Consider the following 15,474-nt stretch of genomic DNA (forward strand, 5'->3'; position numbering starts at 1 on the left):
ACCCCAAACCAGGCACCATAACTCCATGATCGCCCGGACCCGGCCGCGATCTTGCACTTACTGTCCCGACGTAAGGGGGGATTCCAGGCTTTTCGGCGACCGAAACTGCAAGATCGGCGCAGGCGGCCGGTCGCGGCGTGTCTTCTCCGAGTTTCGGGTTCAGTGCTGTTTGGCGTACTCGACGAATGCCTTCCAGGCTGTCGGGTCGACGTGCAGAGTGCCGCCGTCGCGGTCCTTGGTGTCGCGCACCAGCACCACGCTCGGCAGGTTGTCGGCGACCTCGACGCAGGACCCGCCGTTGCCGCCGGACCGGGTCGACTTTCGCCACTGTGGGGTCAGCATGCCCATGACTTCGCCACTTCCTTGATCAGCTCGGTTGACTGCCGGCGGGGGAGCGCCTCGTTCCGCACGATCTCCCACGTCTTCGCCAGCTTAGCGACGTCGGTCGGCGCATCGACGAACTGCGCGGTGAGCTGGTTGTCCGCGTGGGCCACCCGCTCACCGTCCGGCATCTCGGCGATGATGAACTGACCGGCCAGCCCCAGATACATCCCAGCATCCGTCGGGACGATGTGCACCTGGATATGCTCCGCCGTCGCCAACTCGGTCAGGTGCTCGCACTGCTCGACCATGAGGCCCGGCTGGTCGAGCACCGGCCGGCGCAGCACCGCCTCGTCCAGGACGGCGATGAGCTGCGGCGGGCGCGGGCGGTGCAGGATCGCCTGCCGCTCCAGCCGGGAGGCGACGATTCGGTCCACGTCCTCGGCGTCGAACCGGCCACCGGCCAGTGTCGCGCGGGCGTACCGCTCGGTCTGGAGCAGGCCCGGCACGTAGGCCAATTCGAACCAGCGCAGCGTGGTCGCCTCCCGCTCGAACTCGATCCACTCGCGGAGCCAGGCCGGCTCCGCGTCGAGCCGGGCCAACCCGTCCAGCATGCGAAGGAAGCGTCCGCCGGTCTGGTGGTGGGTGTCGACCGCCCTCATGTACTCCTTCGTGGGCGGCCGCCCGCCGGTCTCCACCGAGCTGACGTGTGAACCCGAATAGCCGATGCCCCTGCCGAAGTCGTCCTGGCTGAGCCCGGACCCCGTCCGGAACAGTCGCAGTTCCTCCAGCACGTAGTCGGTGACGGTCCCCATCGATTCCCCAACCTTCGCTCGGTCTGGCCCGGCGTGTCCCTCATGGGTGCTCACCTGGACCGCTGAGCTGCACGAATGGCGTGAGCACGTATCGACGGTAGTCGCCTCGTCACCACACTGTCACCAGTGGCGGGTCCGCTGGTGGCCGGAATGGCGGCGGCGGGCCCTGTCCCCGGGGTCGCTCCCGTTTCCCCCTTGCGGGAGCGGCCCCTTCCCCGCCCCCGAGGAGGTCGATGTGTTGAGCCCGACAGACCAGCGGCCCGCCGCGCGGTGGCGGTGATGGTGGTCCGGCCGCCCGTCCCGCACGTCGCCATGCGTCCGCTGTGGCGGTGCCGGAACTGTGGCAGGGAGTGGCCCTGCCAGCCGGCCAAGCTCGCCCTGCTGACGGAGTACCGGACCAGCCGCACCGCACTGCTGATCTACCTCGGCACCCTGATGCACGAGGCGACGAACCAGCTCACCCAACTCCACCCGGATCATCCGCCGGCCCGGATGACCGAACGCTTCCTCTCCTGGGCCAGGGCCCGGAGCTGACGCTCGGCCCGCCGTCGTTCATCCCGGAAAGTGGATCAGTGGCACCCCGTCGGAGTATCCCGGCCCCTCGCTGGTCAGCACTGCGGCGTCGTGGGTCAGGCCCGCCACGGCGGCCGCGGCCAGGTCGAAACGGCGTGTCCTGCGCTGCCAGAAGGTCAGCTCCGGTAGATCCTCCGCCTGCTCGGGCAGCAGCGCGCAGGAAGTCAAGGCCAGCAGCTTGTGCAGCAGGGCCAGGTCCTTGCCGGTCGCCATGGTCAACGTTTCGGCCGCTGCCACCACCGGCACCCCGAACCGCACCCCGTCCTCGATCACCTCGTGGACGGGCTCACCCACGTGCACGGTCCGGAGGACGGCGTATCCCAGCAGGGCCGACCGGTCCAGGATGAGCCGGACTGGTGGTGTTGTCGGCGATGTCATGCGGCGTCGGCGCGGGGTGCCGTGTCATCACCGTTCATCTCGGCCTCCATGGCGGAGCGGATCTTGGCGCGCTCCGCCTCGAACCGCTCCGAGGGCCACTCGGCCTCCACGGCCAGGCGGCGGGCTCGAGCCTCGGCGACACCCTGGTCAGTGACGTGAATGCCGGAGGCGAGCAACAACTCCTTGTGCTGTTCCACCCGCCTGCGCCGACGCACCGATTCGGTGACGTAGGCACTGGCCATGCGGTTGCCCTGGCTCTCCAGGATCTGACTCACGTCCGGGGGAACGGAGATCGTGAAGCGGCGCTGAGGCTCTGTCATACGGGCAGCTTACCCCTGTCACACTCCAGGGCTGGCGCTGCTCGTACCGTCAGGCGGGTTTGACTCTGGTGGCGTCCGGGTGCGAGGTGTCGGCGGCGTTCCGACCCTCGCGCAGTGACAAGCGACGCGCCAGCACCGTGGCGCCCGCGAGCGCGGCCAGGACCATGGCGATCTCCGCGACCACCACAGGCGGTGCCGTGCTGTAGTCGGTGGACCAGGCGAAGCCGACGGTGATCGGCGTAATGATGATGCCGGCTGCCGGCACGAGGGCGGTCATCATCCGAGCCGTCCGCCGGATCCTGGGCAGCTCGCGTAGCTGGGTCCGCACCGCGATGACCGCTCCTGCGGTGACCACGGCGCCCGGTACGCCGTAGTAGACGGCGACCGCGAGCTGGATCGGTACGTGGATCGAGCGGGGGACGTCGACCATGTTGACGAATGCCGGGTAGACCGCGATCAGGAGGCCGTAGCCGAGCACCGCACCGAGCATCGCGCCGATCAGTGCGGTGCCAAGAACGCGGCCGTAGTCGCTGCGCACTCGTCGGACGCCAGCCTCGTCGGCGAGCCGCCGCGCGAAGCCGGGCACGTCACCGCCGATCAGGTGCGCGGGATCGCCCCCGTCGGCAGCTGCGGCCCGCAGGTCGAGGCGCAGGTCCGCGGCGAGCGCCGCCCGATCGGTCGAGCCGACCCCATACCCGCGCCACGCCTGGTCGGCTTCGCCCAGAAGGCGGTCGATGGTGTCCATGGGTCAACTCCTCGTGGGGTTGTGGTCGAGCGGGCAGAGAACGGCGTCGACGGTGTCCGTGAAGCGGTTCCACTGTTTTTGCCAGGCATCCAGGTGGATCCGACCGGACCCGGTCAGCGCGTAGACCTTTCGGGGCGGGCCGGTCGGGCTGACCTGCTGTTCGTGAGCGACAAGGCCAAGTCGGCGCATGCGAGTCAGCAGGGGATAGATGGTGCCGTAGCTGATGGCACCGAAGCCGGCCGTCTCCATCCGCCGAACCAGCTCGTAGCCGTGCGCGGGCTCGCGTGCCAGCAGCGCCAGCAGGCACATGTCCAGCGCGCCCCGCAGGAGTTGGGTCTGCCGGTCGTTGTCGTCGATGGACTGGCTCTCCGCCGCTACCATGCGACACATACTACCTTGCTATTGGGCGTCGCGATATACCAAAGCTGACTTCCGCTGTGACAGCCAGGTTTCGCGGCTTCACGGGCGGGGCAGAGTAGCCGCTACAGAGCATCCGGGCCGGAGTTTCCGCAGCTTGCCGGCTCGGGATCGTCTCGCCGTGCGCCGGGGCACGGATGCCCTCCCCGGTCTTTCGCCGAGGAGAGGGGGAGGGCGATGACGGACCCCGAAACGGCTCGACACCGACGCCGGCCGGTTGTTCGGCTGGGGGCGGCGGCTGCCACGCTGGCGCTGGTCGCACCGCTGGCCGCGTGCGGCGCGGACGACGCTGGTGGCCCACCGACGATCAACCTGTACTACCCGCCCGAGCAGAACCTGCAGAAGGTCGTCGACGACTGCAACGCGCAGGCCCAGGGACGGTACGAGATCGCCTACCGGGTGCTGCCCCGGCAGGCCGACGACCAGCGGGTGCAGATGGTGCGCCGGCTGGCCGCCGAGGACAGCGGGATGGATCTGCTCGGCTTGGACGTCACCTGGACCCAGGAGTTCGCCAGCGCCGACTGGATTCGCGAGTGGACCGGTCAGGACAAGGCCGAGGTCGAGCAGGGCACCCTCGCCGGGCCGTTGGACACCGCCCGGTACGAGGACAAGTTGTACGCGGCGCCGAAGAACACAAACGTCCAGTTGCTCTGGTACCGCAAGGACCTGGTGCCGCAGCCGCCGACCACCTGGGACCAGATGATCAGCGCGGCCCAGCAGCTCAGGGACCAGGGCAAGCCGTACCAGGTGCTCACCATGGGCGCGCAGTACGAGGGTCTGGTCGTCCTCTACAACACCCTGGCCGAGAGCGCCGGCGGGAAGATCCTCAGCGACGACGGTACGAAGGCCGTGATGGACGAGGGCACGGTCCGGGCGTTGGAGCAGCTGAAGACGTTCGCCACGTCGGGCGTGACCTCGCCGTCGTTCAGCAACGCCACCGAGGACCCGGTCCGGTTGGAGTTCCAGTCCGGCTCCGGCGCGTTCCAGGTGAACTGGCCGTTCGTCTACCCGGCACTGCAGGAGGCGAACCCGGAGCTGGCCAAGCAGGTCGGCTGGGCCCGGATCCCCGGCATCGACGAGGGCACCCCCAGCAAGGTCACCATCGGTGGGGTCAACCTGGCGGTCAGCTCCTACTCCAAGCACCCGGAGCAGTCCTTCGAGGCGGCCCGGTGCATCCGCAGTGCCGAGCACCAGAAGTTCTCCGCCATCAACGACGGCGTGCCACCCACCATCGAGGCGGTCTTCGACGATCCGGAGATGACCGAGGCGTACCCGATGAAGGACACCATCCTGGAGGAGCTGAAGGAGCCGGCGACGCGTCCGCTGACCCCCGCCTACCAGAGCATCTCCACAGTGATGTCGGCGATCCTGTCGCCGCCGTCCGGGATCCGTCCGCAGCAGACCGCCGACGAGCTGCGCGGCGCCATCGCCGACGCCCTCCAGTCGAAGGGGGTCCTGCCATGACCCGGCCCGCCACCACTGAGACACCTGAGCAGACCGACGGCCAGCGCGCCACAGTGCCCACCCAGCGTGGCGGCCGGCGCAAGCCTCCACTGAGTGAGAACAAGAAGGCCGAACGCAAGCTCGGTCTGCTGCTGTGCGCGCCGGCGGCGCTGGTCATGATCGCGGTGACCGCGTACCCGATCATCTATTCGGTCTGGCTGTCGTTGCAGCGTTTCGACCTGCGCTTCCCCGACCAGCGTGAGTTCATCGGGTTGGAGAACTACGTCACGGTGCTCACCAACGAGTTCTGGTGGACCGCGTTCGGGGTGACCATGCTGATCACGGTGGTCACCGTGGCCGTCGAGCTGGTGCTCGGCATGGGCCTGGCGATCATCATGCACCGCACCATCATCGGCCGCGGCCTGGTCCGGACCTCGGCGCTCATCCCGTACGGGATCGTCACAGTTGTCGCCGCGTTCTCCTGGCGGTACGCCTGGACGCCCGGCACGGGCTACCTGGCCGACCTGTTCAGTGACGGCGCGCCGCTGACCGAGCGGGCCAGTTCCCTGGCGATCATCATGCTGGCGGAGATCTGGAAGACCACCCCGTTCATGGCGCTGCTGCTGATGGCCGGGCTGGCGCTGGTGCCGGAGGACCTGCTCAAGGCGGCCTCCACCGACGGCGCGACCGCCTGGCAGAAGTTCACGAAGGTGATGCTGCCGGTGATGAAGCCGGCGATCCTTGTCGCGTTGCTGTTCCGCACCCTGGACGCGTTCCGGGTCTTCGACAACATCTTCGTGTTGACCGCCGGCGGCAACGAGACGTCGTCGGTGTCGATGCTCGCCTACAACAACCTGATCCGGGGTCTCAACCTCGGCATCGGTTCGACGATGTCGGTGCTGATCTTCATCACCGTGGCGATCATCGCCTTCGTCTTCGTGAAGCTGTTCGGCACCGCTGCTCCGGGCAGCGACGACGGAGAGAGGCGCTGACATGGCTGTCGAAACCACTACCAGGGCAAAGCTGCGCTGGGGTCTGCTCGACGTCCTCGTGGTCGTCTTCGCGCTGGTCCCGGTGCTGTGGATCGCGTCGCTGTCGTTCAAGACGCCGGCCACCCTCACCGACGGGAACTTCATCCCGCGGGAGTGGACGCTTGACAACTACCGGAGCATCTTCGACACCGACCAGTTCGTCCGGGCACTGGTCAACTCGATAGGCGTCGCGCTGATCGCCACGCTGGTCGCTGTGGTGCTCGGCGCGATGGCCGCGTACGCGATCAGCCGGCTGGACTTCCCGGGCAAGAAGCTGCTGGTCGGCGTCTCGCTGCTGATCGCGATGTTCCCGCAGGTGTCACTTGTGTCGCCGCTGTTCGAGATCGAGCGTCAGCTCAAGATCTTCGACACCTGGCTCGGGTTGATCCTGCCGTACATCACCTTCGCGCTGCCGCTGGCGATCTACACGCTGTCGGCGTTCTTCAAGCAGATCCCGTGGGATCTGGAGAAGGCCGCGAAGATGGACGGCGCCACCCAGGGGCAGGCGTTCCGGCGGGTGATCGCGCCACTGGCCGCGCCGGGGCTGTTCACCACGGCGATCCTGGTGTTCATCTTCTGCTGGAACGACTTCCTGTTCGCCATCTCGCTGACCTCGACCGAGCGGTCCCGCACGGTGCCGGCGGCGTTGTCGTTCTTCACCGGCGCGTCGCAGTTCGAGGACCCCACCGGGGCGATCTGCGCCGCCGCCGTGGTGATCACCGTGCCGATCATCCTGTTCGTCCTCTTCTTCCAGCGTCGCATCGTGTCCGGTCTGACCTCCGGCGCAGTCAAGGGATAGGTGAGTAGTCATGGCTGACATCGTGCTGGACAAGGTGAGCAAGAGCTTCCCGGACGGGACCGTCGCCGTGCAGGACGTCGACCTGGAGATCGCCGACGGCGAGTTCGTGATCCTGGTCGGGCCCTCGGGCTGCGGAAAGTCCACCACCCTCAACATGATCGCCGGGCTGGAGGACATCAGCTCCGGTGAGCTGCGCATCGCCGGGCAGCGGGTCAACGACAAGGCCCCCCGGGACCGGGACATCGCCATGGTGTTCCAGTCGTACGCGCTGTACCCGAACATGACAGTGCGGGAGAACATGGCGTTCCCGTTGCGGCTGGCGAAGCTCGACAAGGAGACCATCGAGCGCAAGGTCGACGAGGCGGCGAAGGTGCTGGAGCTGACCTCGCTGCTGGACCGCAAGCCGGCGAACCTCTCCGGTGGCCAGCGTCAGCGGGTGGCGATGGGCCGGGCGATCGTCCGCCAGCCGAAGGCGTTCCTGATGGACGAGCCGTTGTCCAACCTCGACGCCAAGCTGCGGGTGCAGATGCGCACTGTGGTGTCCCGTCTGCAGAAGCAGCTCGGCACCACCACCGTCTACGTCACCCACGACCAGACCGAGGCGATGACCCTCGGCGACCGCGTGGTGATCATGCGCGGGGGTGCGGTGCAGCAGGTCGGGCCGCCACAGGAGCTGTACGACCACCCGAAGAACCTCTTCGTGGCCGGGTTCATCGGCTCGCCGTCGATGAACTTCCTGCACGCCGCCGTGCAGGACGGCGAGCTGCACACCGCCCTGGGCACGGTGCCGATCGGTGACCGGGTCCGCCGGGAGTTGGAGGCGGCCGACGCACCCCGCGAACTGATCCTCGGTATCCGACCCGAGCACTTCGAGGACGCCGAACTGGTCGACGACGACACCCGTCGGCGGGGCATGGAGTTCGAGGCGCCGGTGGACATCGTCGAGTCGATGGGCTCGGACAAGTACGTCTACTTCACCGTCGAGGGGGAGAAGGCCAGCGCCGCCGAGTTGGAGGAGCTGGCAGCCGACGCGGGCGCCGCCGACTTCGCCGGCGCCGGCGGCAACCTGGTGACCCGGCTGTCCGCCGAGTCCCCGGTCGCCGAGGGGCAGACGCGCCGAGTCTGGTTCAACCTGGAGAAGATCCACCTGTTCGACCCGGCGAACGGCCGAAACCTGACCCTGCACGAGGGTAAGGCGGCAGGCGCGCTCGCCGACTGACAGCCCAATCGCGCCGATCTTGCACTTTCGGTTGTCGACATGAGATGGATTGCCCCTTGTGTCGGGACAGAAAGTGCAAGATCGGCGCGCGGGGGCGCGGGGGCGCGGGCGTGGCAGGGTGGTTGCAGGTTTCGTTGCGGAGCGGGGGGCCGGATGAACCGACGATTGGCCGCGCTGGCCAACGCGCACGGTGTTTCCACCTGGTACGAGGATTGGCGGCACCGCCGCGTCGCTGTCGCACCGGAGACCGTGGTGGGCGTGCTGGGGCTGCTCGGCGTGGACGCCACCAGCCCGACGGCCATCGCCGACGCGCTCGCCGCGGCCCGTGCGGTCGACCGGAGCGCGCTGCCGGAGACGGTCGTGCTCACCCACGGCCGCAGCCGGGCGCTACCCGCCCCGGGTGTGGTGACCCTGGAGGACGGTGGCCGCCGCGCGGTCGACGGTGAGCTGCCGGCGGACCTGCCGCTGGGTTGGCACCGGCTGGCCTGCGCCGACCGGGAGGTGACACTGGTGGTGGTGCCGCGCCGGCTGCCGGTGCCGCCGCGGACCTGGGGGTGGATGCTCCAGCTCTACGCTCTCACCTCGGAGCGTTCCTGGGGCATGGGCGATCTCGGTGACCTCGCCGAGTTCACCGGGTGGGCCGGTGCCAACGGGGCGGGGCTGGTGCTGCTCAACCCGCTGCACGCGGTGGGGCCGGCGCACCCGGTGGCCACCTCCCCGTATTCGCCTGCCAGTCGACGCTTCGTCAACCCGCTCTACCTGCGGGTCGGCGACACCGCCGCCTATCGGGCGGCGGACCCGGCGACCCGTGCGGTGGTCGACGCGTTGCGTCCCGGCCGGGGTCCCCTGATCGACTACGACGAGGTGTGGGCCGCCAAACGGCACGCCCTGGAGTTGCTGTACCCGTACGCCCAGCCGGTGGATCTCGCCGCGGACCCGGCGCTGACCAGCTTCGCGACCTGGTGCGCGCTCGCCGAACGGCACGGCAACGACTGGCGTGCCTGGCCGGCGGAGCTGCACCACCCCGACGCCCCGGCGGTCGCCGAGCAGCGTCGGCAGCTCGCCGACCGGGTCAGCTTCTACGCCTGGCTGCAACACCTCTGCGACGAGCAGCTCGACGCCGTCACGGCGGCGGCCCGCTCGGCGGGGATGCCGGTCGGTGTCGTGCACGACCTGGCCGTCGGCATCGACCCGGGCGGCGCGGACGGGTGGCAGCTCGCCGACGTGCTGGCCCAGGGCGTGCGGGTCGGCGCGCCACCTGACGACTTCAACCAGCTCGGCCAGGACTGGGGGCTCGCCGCGTGGCGCCCGGACCGGCTCGCCGCCACCGGCTACGCCGCCTACCGGGACATGCTGCGCCGCGCCCTGCGGCACGCGGGTGGCCTGCGGGTCGACCACGTCGCCGGCCTGTGGCGACTGTGGTGGGTGCCGCCGGGCGGCGGCGCGGCCGAGGGCACCTACGTGCGCTACGACGCCGAGGCGATGCTCGGCATCCTGGCCTTGGAGGCGCACCGGGCCGGCGCGGTGGTGGTCGGCGAGGATCTCGGCACGGTCCAACCGGCGGTGACCCGAGGGTTGCGGGGGCGCAGCATGCTCGGCTCGACAGTGCTGTGGTTCGCGCGTGACGAGGCCGGGGACTTCGTTTCGCCGGCCCGGTGGCCGCGCAACGCCCTCGCCACGATCTCCACCCACGACCTGCCCACCGCGCCGGGCTTCCTGACCGGTGAGCACGTGCGGGTGCGCGACGAGTTGAAACTGCTCGGCACCGACGTGGCGGTGGAACGGGCCCGCGCCGCCGCCGATCGGGACCGGCTGCTCACGATGTTGCGCGCCGAGAACCTGCTGCCCGAGCCGGCTGCGGGGTCTGAGTCGGCTGAACCGGCGAAGGCGCCCGACGACGGCGAGGTGGTGGTGGCGATGCACGCCGCGCTCGCGGCCAGCCCGACCCGACTGCTCGGCGTCTCCCTCTACGACGTGCTCGGCGAGGTGCGCCAACCCAACATGCCGGGCACTGTGGACGAGTACCCGAACTGGCGGCTGCCGCTGCCGGCCGCTGTGGCGCAGATCCGCGCGGACCCCCGGGTGACCCGGGTCGTCGACCTGCTCAACGCCGCCCGCCCCCGGCCGGCCGACCCGAGACCGGCCGCCGAGGAGTGACGCGACCTGGTCAGGTCAGCCAGTCGAAGCGGGCCGGCAGCCCGAGGAAGTCGGCGTAGCGCCCGAGCGCCTGCTCCACCCGGGCTCGCGCGCCGACGTCGAGCGTCGTGAGCGGCTGGATCGTCACGGTGACGGCGGTGCGGCCGATCTTGCGCTTCCACACGCCCACCACTCGGCCGGCGCGCACCACTGTGGCCTGGAAGATGCCGTTGTTGCCCGGCACGACGGCCGCCTGGTGGGCGGGGTCGAGCATCAACGCGCGGTCGCGGAAGCCGAGCAGGTACTCGTCGAAGCCGGGCAGCGCCAGCACGTCGTCCGGTGCGGTACGTGGCGCGTCGGCGACTGCCGCGTCGACGTACATCGGTGTGCCGTCGACCCGTACGGTGCTCAGCGCGTCGGCGGCGGCGGCCAGGCCGCGCCGGGCGTCGGTGAGGGTGAGGCCACTCCAGCCGGCGAACTCGCGGTCGGTGACCGGGCCGTGCCCGCGAACGTAGCGGTGGGCGAGCAGGGCCAGCGCCTCGTCCCGCTCCAGCCGGTGGGACTTGGGTGCCCACTCGTCGAGCAGGGCGAAGGTCTGCTCGGTGCCGACGTTCGGCGCCACGCAGGTCACGCCCCGAACGCTCGCATACCACAGCAGGTGGTAGCCACGCTGCCCGTCGGTGCCCAGGCCGGCCGCCCGCAGAGTGGCCAGGCACTGCGCGCGGGTGAGGCGACCGCCGCCGGCCAACGCGGCGCCGAGGACGTCCACCGCGCGGTCCGCGTCGGCCTCGGTGAGCCCGAGCTGCGCCCGCCGGGTCGCCACGCCGGCCAGCGATCGTACGCCGGTCAGCTCCAGCATCCAGCCGGCGTCGGCGGGCGGGACGAGGTGCACGGTGCCCCGCATCGGCCAGGTGCGCAGCGCCTCACGCCGCTCCAACGCCGCCTGCACGTCGGCCATGCCGCGACCCGGCAGCCGGGCGCCCAGCGACCACAACCCACTGGCCAGGTCCTGTGCCTGCATCGCGCCGAACCACTCGACCACCTCGGCGACGGTGCCGGGTCGGGTGGTCGGGTGTGGGCGCAGCAGCAGGCTGGTCATCCGCAGCGCCAGCGCGTCGGCGGCGCTGAGGTCGACAGGCATCGGCAGCCCTTCCCGGGGAGAAGGCCCAGTTTAGGAGCCGTCCGCATCGCCAGGGCACCTCGGCCGGTACGCGGGCCGACAGCCGGGAGCACCCGGCGACATGGTCGCGTGTCGGGCAGGTACGCGAGGGCTCAGTTGATGAGGTCGAGGCCGGTCAGGTCCGCCGACAGAGCCCAGAGGCGGGCTGCCGCGCTGTCGTCGGTGGGGCTGGCGTCGGTGCGGCGGCAGTCCACGCAGTAGTCGCCGCCGTTCGCGTCGAGGTGAGGTGACGTGGCGGCCCAGACCTGGGTGGCCGCGCCCTGCTCGACGGTCTTGAACAGGCCCGGAGCGGAATTGCCGTCCGCGTCGATCCAGCCAGCGGTGACCATCTCCTCGGTGGCGAGGTGTCGTTGCAGAGGGGTGCGGATCCAGCCAGGGTTGACGGAGAAGGCCCGGACACCGTGCAGTTTGCCGAGCAGGTCGAGGTGTCGGGCGAACAGGACGTTCGCGAGTTTGGACTGGGTGTAGGCCTCCCACTTGTCGTAGCCGCGCTCGAACTGCACGTCGTCCCACCGGATTCGCCACGCCGGGTCGCGCCCGGAGGCGACCGCGACGACACGGGCCGAGCCGGCGGCGGTGAGCGCGGGCCACAGCAGGTTCGCCAGCGCGTAGTGGCCGAGGTGGTTGATCGCGAACTGCGCCTCCCAGCCGGGTCCCACCCGTGTCTCCGGGCAGGCCATGACGCCGGCACTCGCGATCAGGATGTCGAGGGCGGGATGGCTGCTGAGGAATCGTTCGCTGAACGCGCGGAGGGAGGCGAGGTCGGCGAGATCGAGCTTGTCGACCTCGACCTCGACTCCGGCCGTGTCGGCGAGCGCCCGCTGCGCCGCGTCCGGCCGGAGAGCCGGGACGACGACCCGGGCCCCGGCCCGGGTGAGCGCGAGGGTCGTGGCGAGACCGAGGCCGGAGTAGCCGCCGGTGACGACCGCGGTCCTGCCGGTGAGGTCGATTCCGGTGAGGACGTCTCCGGTCGTGCTGTGGGCACCGAACGTGGTGTGGGTCGTGTCGCTGGTCATGCCGCGGACGCTAGGTGCTAGACCGAGGTCTAGGTCAACGGGTTACCGTCGACACCATGGCGGACAGGGGCCTGAGCATCGGGCAGGTGGCGCAGCGCACGGGCTTGAGTGTGCACACCCTGCGGCTCTACGAGCGTGAGGGTCTGCTGGCCAGCGAGGTGCGGCGGGACGGGTCGGGCCGGCGCGTCTACAGCGCCTGGGACGTCGAGTGGCTGGCGAACTGCGTCAAGTTCCGGGCCTCCGGAATGCCGCTCACGACGATCAGCCGCCTGGCCCAGCTCGTGCGAGCGGGCAGCGGCAACGAGGCCGAACGGCTCGAACTGCTCCGCGCACACCAGCGCCACATCACCGAGCAGTTCGCGCAGCTGCGCGACTGCCTCGACCTCATCAACCTCAAGGTGGCCAGCTACGAACGACACCTCACCGCCGGCGCCTCCGGAGATCCCTGGCACCAGCAACGCCAGCCCGCACCGGAAGAGCACCGGATCGACCGGGCATAACGGGCCGCGCACCGGGGATGCGGCGGCCGGAAGTGCGCGCGTCGCGCGTGCGGAAGGGAGCGTCATGACTGCCGCAAGCGAGCCGGCCCGGGGTGCCGGCGTAACGGCCGGATCCCGCAGCCATCGGGGGGACACCCGCGCGAAGACGAGCGCGGCCGCGACCTTCGCCCTGGTGTTCGGAGTGGCCGGTCTGTTCAGTGTGTTGACGGCGATCCTCGCCTGGCTGGGGCTGGTGCTCGGAATCATCGGGATCATCCTCGGCATCGTCGGCCTCAAGATGGCACGCCGACCCGGGGTCACCGGTCGCGGCGTGTCGATCGGCGGCCTGGTGCTCAGCATCCTGGCCGTGCTGATCGGCCTCGGTCTGGCCGCCGGAATCACCACGTTCGTCAACAACGAGAACGCGGTGGACCGCCTGCAGACCCAGGTCGACAAGCTGCGCGACAAGATCGACTGACAGGCGCGTGCCGCTCTGGGCCGGCCCGTCACCCGTCCCGGCCGGTCCCAGTAGTGTGGGCGGCGTGCTCCGCCAGGTCACCGCGATCCGCTACGTCACCCCGCTGCGCGAGGGTGGGTCGCTACCGGGCGTGGTGGAGGCCGACGACCTGGGCACCTACGTGGCGAAGTTCCGCGGCGCCGGGCAGGGGCCCAAGGCGCTGATCGCCGAGGTGATCTGCGGTGAGCTGGCCCGCCGGCTGGGGTTGCGGGTGCCACCACTTGTGGTCCTCGACATCGACCCGGTCATCGGGCGGGCCGAGCCCGACCAGGAGGTGCAGGAGCTGCTGCGCGGCAGCGGTGGCGCCAACCTCGGGATGGACTTCCTGCCCGGGGCGCTGGGCTTCGACCCGGTGGCGCACCCCGTCGACGCGGCGCTGGCCTCCCGGGTGCTCTGGTTCGACGCGTACGTGGAGAACGTCGACAGGAGTTGGCGCAACCCGAACCTGCTCGTCTGGCACCGGGAGCTGTGGCTGATCGACCACGGCGCCTCGCTGTACTTCCACCACAACTGGCCGCGCGCCGAGTCTGCCGTGCACCGGGCCTACCGCGCGGAGGATCACGTGCTGGCGCCGTACGCGTCGCGGCTGGCCGAGGCCGACGCCGAGCTGGCCCCCCAGGTCACCCCGGAGCTGCTCACCGAGGTGTTGGCCCTGGTGCCGGGGGAGTGGTTGACCGCCGCCGACTTCGAGACGGCCGACGCGGCGCGCGACGCCTACCTGGACCACCTGACCCGCCGCGTCGCCCGCACGGCCGACTGGCTGCCACCGGGGAGCGCGGCATGAGGCAACCCTTCGAGTACGCGCTGATCCGGCTCGTGCCCCGCATCGAGCGCGGCGAGCAGATCAACGTCGGGGTGTTGCTCTACTGCCAGCAGCGCGACTTCCTGGCCGCCCGGACGCACCTGGACGCCGACCGGGTCCGCGCGCTGGCGCCCGACGTCGACCTGCCGGCGGTGGCCGCGGTGCTCGACTCCTGGGACCGGACCTGCTCCGGTGACGGGCCGGCGACCCGGATGCGGCTCGGTGAGCGGTTCCACTGGTTGGCCGCGCCACGCAGCACGATGATCCAGACGGGGCCGGTGCACACCGGCCTCACCGTCGACCCGGCGGCCGAGCTGGACCGGCTGATGGCGACCCTGGTCCGCTGAGCCGGGGCGCGGGCGAGGGCAAGGCAGGGCCACGGGAGCGGTGATCGTCCCCTGATCGCGCTACGCCAGCGCCGTTGCCGGCGGAGCGCGATCCCCCGTTCAGGTGCCCGGTGCGGGGCGGCGGCTCGATCCCGCCGGCACCGGATGGGTTCAGGATCGCCGTCCGCGCGCGACGTCGGGCCGGAACGACCGGGAAGTTGCGGAAAACTTGAGCCGGCGGACCGGAATGTGGGAGCGCCTGGCCTGTCGTTAGAGCGCGTCCGCAACGGGTAGTCGCGGGAGCTGATTCGCGACGAGAAGGGGACACTCTGATGGCTGCCCAGACCAAGGTAGCGGTGATCTACTACAGCGCCACCGGCATCACGTACCAGATGGCGCAGGCCGTGTGTGAGGCTGCCGGGGATGCCGGCGCCGACGTGCGCCTGCGCAAGGTGCGCGAGTTGGCGCCGGACGAGGCGATCCGCTCCAACTCCGGCTGGCAGGCGCACCGTCTGGAGACCCAGGACGTGCCCGAGGCGATGGTCGACGACCTGGCCTGGGCCGACGTGGTGATCCTCGGCTCCCCGACCCGGTACGGCATGGTCGCGGCGCAGCTGAAGCAGTTCATCGACACCACCGGCCCGCTCTGGGCCCAGGGCGCGCTGGCCAACAAGGTCTACTCGGCCTTCACCTCGACGGCGACCTCGCACGGGGGTCAGGAGACCACGCTGACTTCGCTCTTCAACGTCTTCTACCACTGGGGCGGTGTCGTGGTCACCCCCGGTTACACCGACACCAGCCAGTTCATCGCCGGCAACCCGTACGGCCCCTCGCACACCAGCAACAACGGGGAGATCGCCCCGGACGCCGTGGCGCTCGGGGCCTGCGCGCTCACCGCCCGGCGCTCGGTGCAGCTGGGCGCCGCGCTGAAGGCGGGCCTGGCCGGCTGACCGACGG

At 70.4% G+C, this 15,474-nt stretch carries 19 protein-coding genes; 11 read left to right on the forward strand and 8 right to left on the reverse strand.

Translation table 11 applies throughout. From position 1 onward, the window contains the following. Window positions 1–159 precede the first annotated feature (159 nt). Together KBX71_RS06340 and KBX71_RS06345 are read right to left on the reverse strand one after the other, a co-directional pair. The gene (locus KBX71_RS06340; protein WP_203121782.1) at window positions 160–342 is read right to left on the reverse strand and encodes a DUF397 domain-containing protein; all 183 of its coding nucleotides are present in this window, start codon (window positions 340–342) and stop codon (window positions 160–162) included. Then, window positions 336–1,136 (reverse strand): helix-turn-helix transcriptional regulator, encoded by an 801-nt coding sequence (locus tag KBX71_RS06345; RefSeq protein ID WP_210817078.1) that lies wholly within the window; start codon window positions 1,134–1,136, stop codon window positions 336–338. The genes KBX71_RS06340 and KBX71_RS06345 overlap by 7 nt, the downstream gene beginning before the upstream one ends. A 279-nt stretch (window positions 1,137–1,415) precedes the next feature. Between KBX71_RS06345 and KBX71_RS06350 the strand changes: the two genes are divergently transcribed. Then, complete coding sequence (locus KBX71_RS06350; protein ID WP_124816218.1) at window positions 1,416–1,670, forward strand: flavin reductase; 255 nt, start codon at window positions 1,416–1,418, stop codon at window positions 1,668–1,670. Between the two features lie 18 nt (window positions 1,671–1,688). Here the strand turns inward: KBX71_RS06350 and KBX71_RS06355 are convergent, their stop codons facing one another. From KBX71_RS06355 to KBX71_RS06370, 4 genes are read right to left on the reverse strand one after another with little or no spacing between them, the layout of a single operon-like run. Continuing rightward, window positions 1,689–2,087, reverse strand: coding sequence for a hypothetical protein (locus tag KBX71_RS06355; protein ID WP_210817079.1), 399 nt, complete (start codon window positions 2,085–2,087; stop codon window positions 1,689–1,691). Then, window positions 2,084–2,407, reverse strand: a complete 324-nt coding sequence (locus KBX71_RS06360; protein ID WP_210817080.1) for a hypothetical protein — start codon at window positions 2,405–2,407, stop codon at window positions 2,084–2,086. The genes KBX71_RS06355 and KBX71_RS06360 overlap by 4 nt, the downstream gene beginning before the upstream one ends. A 49-nt stretch (window positions 2,408–2,456) precedes the next feature. After that, the gene (locus KBX71_RS06365) at window positions 2,457–3,152 is read right to left on the reverse strand and encodes a hypothetical protein (RefSeq protein ID WP_210817081.1); all 696 of its coding nucleotides are present in this window, start codon (window positions 3,150–3,152) and stop codon (window positions 2,457–2,459) included. Window positions 3,153–3,155: 3 nt separating this feature from the next. After that, on the reverse strand, window positions 3,156–3,533 hold the full coding sequence (locus KBX71_RS06370) for a PadR family transcriptional regulator (protein ID WP_210817082.1): 378 nt from the start codon (window positions 3,531–3,533) through the stop codon (window positions 3,156–3,158). A 213-nt stretch (window positions 3,534–3,746) separates the two neighbouring features. On the opposite strand from KBX71_RS06370, the gene KBX71_RS06375 reads away from it, so the two are divergent. From KBX71_RS06375 to malQ, 5 genes are all read left to right on the forward strand, one after another. Then, the gene (locus tag KBX71_RS06375) at window positions 3,747–5,033 is read left to right on the forward strand and encodes an ABC transporter substrate-binding protein (RefSeq protein WP_210817083.1); all 1,287 of its coding nucleotides are present in this window, start codon (window positions 3,747–3,749) and stop codon (window positions 5,031–5,033) included. After that, window positions 5,030–6,004: a carbohydrate ABC transporter permease gene (locus tag KBX71_RS06380; protein WP_124816210.1), complete on the forward strand. Its 975-nt coding sequence runs from the start codon at window positions 5,030–5,032 to the stop codon at window positions 6,002–6,004. The genes KBX71_RS06375 and KBX71_RS06380 overlap by 4 nt, the downstream gene beginning before the upstream one ends. Window position 6,005: 1 nt before the next feature. After that, window positions 6,006–6,842 carry a carbohydrate ABC transporter permease gene (locus KBX71_RS06385; RefSeq protein WP_210817084.1) on the forward strand — a complete coding sequence of 279 codons (837 nt, stop codon included), beginning with the start codon at window positions 6,006–6,008 and terminating at the stop codon, window positions 6,840–6,842. A 10-nt stretch (window positions 6,843–6,852) separates the two neighbouring features. Next, window positions 6,853–8,061, forward strand: coding sequence for an ABC transporter ATP-binding protein (locus tag KBX71_RS06390; RefSeq protein ID WP_210817085.1), 1,209 nt, complete (start codon window positions 6,853–6,855; stop codon window positions 8,059–8,061). A gap of 153 nt (window positions 8,062–8,214) precedes the next feature. Further along, window positions 8,215–10,218 carry a 4-alpha-glucanotransferase gene (malQ, locus tag KBX71_RS06395; RefSeq protein ID WP_210817086.1) on the forward strand — a complete coding sequence of 668 codons (2,004 nt, stop codon included), beginning with the start codon at window positions 8,215–8,217 and terminating at the stop codon, window positions 10,216–10,218. Between the two features lie 10 nt (window positions 10,219–10,228). Here malQ and KBX71_RS06400 read toward each other — a convergent pair whose 3' ends face one another. Together KBX71_RS06400 and KBX71_RS06405 are read right to left on the reverse strand one after the other, a co-directional pair. Next, window positions 10,229–11,338 (reverse strand): winged helix DNA-binding domain-containing protein, encoded by a 1,110-nt coding sequence (locus KBX71_RS06400; RefSeq protein ID WP_210817087.1) that lies wholly within the window; start codon window positions 11,336–11,338, stop codon window positions 10,229–10,231. A gap of 131 nt (window positions 11,339–11,469) precedes the next feature. Next, window positions 11,470–12,393, reverse strand: a complete 924-nt coding sequence (locus KBX71_RS06405) for an SDR family NAD(P)-dependent oxidoreductase (RefSeq protein WP_210817088.1) — start codon at window positions 12,391–12,393, stop codon at window positions 11,470–11,472. Between the two features lie 56 nt (window positions 12,394–12,449). Here KBX71_RS06405 and KBX71_RS06410 point away from each other — a divergent pair, with 56 nt between their 5' ends. From KBX71_RS06410 to wrbA, 5 genes are all read left to right on the forward strand, one after another. Further along, on the forward strand, window positions 12,450–12,893 hold the full coding sequence (locus KBX71_RS06410; RefSeq protein ID WP_210817089.1) for a MerR family transcriptional regulator: 444 nt from the start codon (window positions 12,450–12,452) through the stop codon (window positions 12,891–12,893). A gap of 64 nt (window positions 12,894–12,957) precedes the next feature. Continuing rightward, window positions 12,958–13,350 carry a hypothetical protein gene (locus tag KBX71_RS06415; protein WP_210817090.1) on the forward strand — a complete coding sequence of 131 codons (393 nt, stop codon included), beginning with the start codon at window positions 12,958–12,960 and terminating at the stop codon, window positions 13,348–13,350. Between the two features lie 64 nt (window positions 13,351–13,414). Next, entirely contained in the window at window positions 13,415–14,173 is a 759-nt protein-coding gene (locus KBX71_RS06420; protein WP_210817091.1) for a HipA family kinase, read from the forward strand. After that, window positions 14,170–14,538 carry a DUF3037 domain-containing protein gene (locus tag KBX71_RS06425; RefSeq protein ID WP_091404117.1) on the forward strand — a complete coding sequence of 123 codons (369 nt, stop codon included), beginning with the start codon at window positions 14,170–14,172 and terminating at the stop codon, window positions 14,536–14,538. The genes KBX71_RS06420 and KBX71_RS06425 overlap by 4 nt, the downstream gene beginning before the upstream one ends. A gap of 311 nt (window positions 14,539–14,849) precedes the next feature. After that, complete coding sequence (gene wrbA, locus KBX71_RS06430; RefSeq protein ID WP_210817092.1) at window positions 14,850–15,467, forward strand: NAD(P)H:quinone oxidoreductase; 618 nt, start codon at window positions 14,850–14,852, stop codon at window positions 15,465–15,467. Window positions 15,468–15,474: the final 7 nt, after the last annotated feature.

It is taken from the genome of Micromonospora sp. D93 (assembly GCF_018070365.1).
Classification (GTDB): Bacteria; Actinomycetota; Actinomycetes; order Mycobacteriales; family Micromonosporaceae; genus Micromonospora; species Micromonospora ureilytica.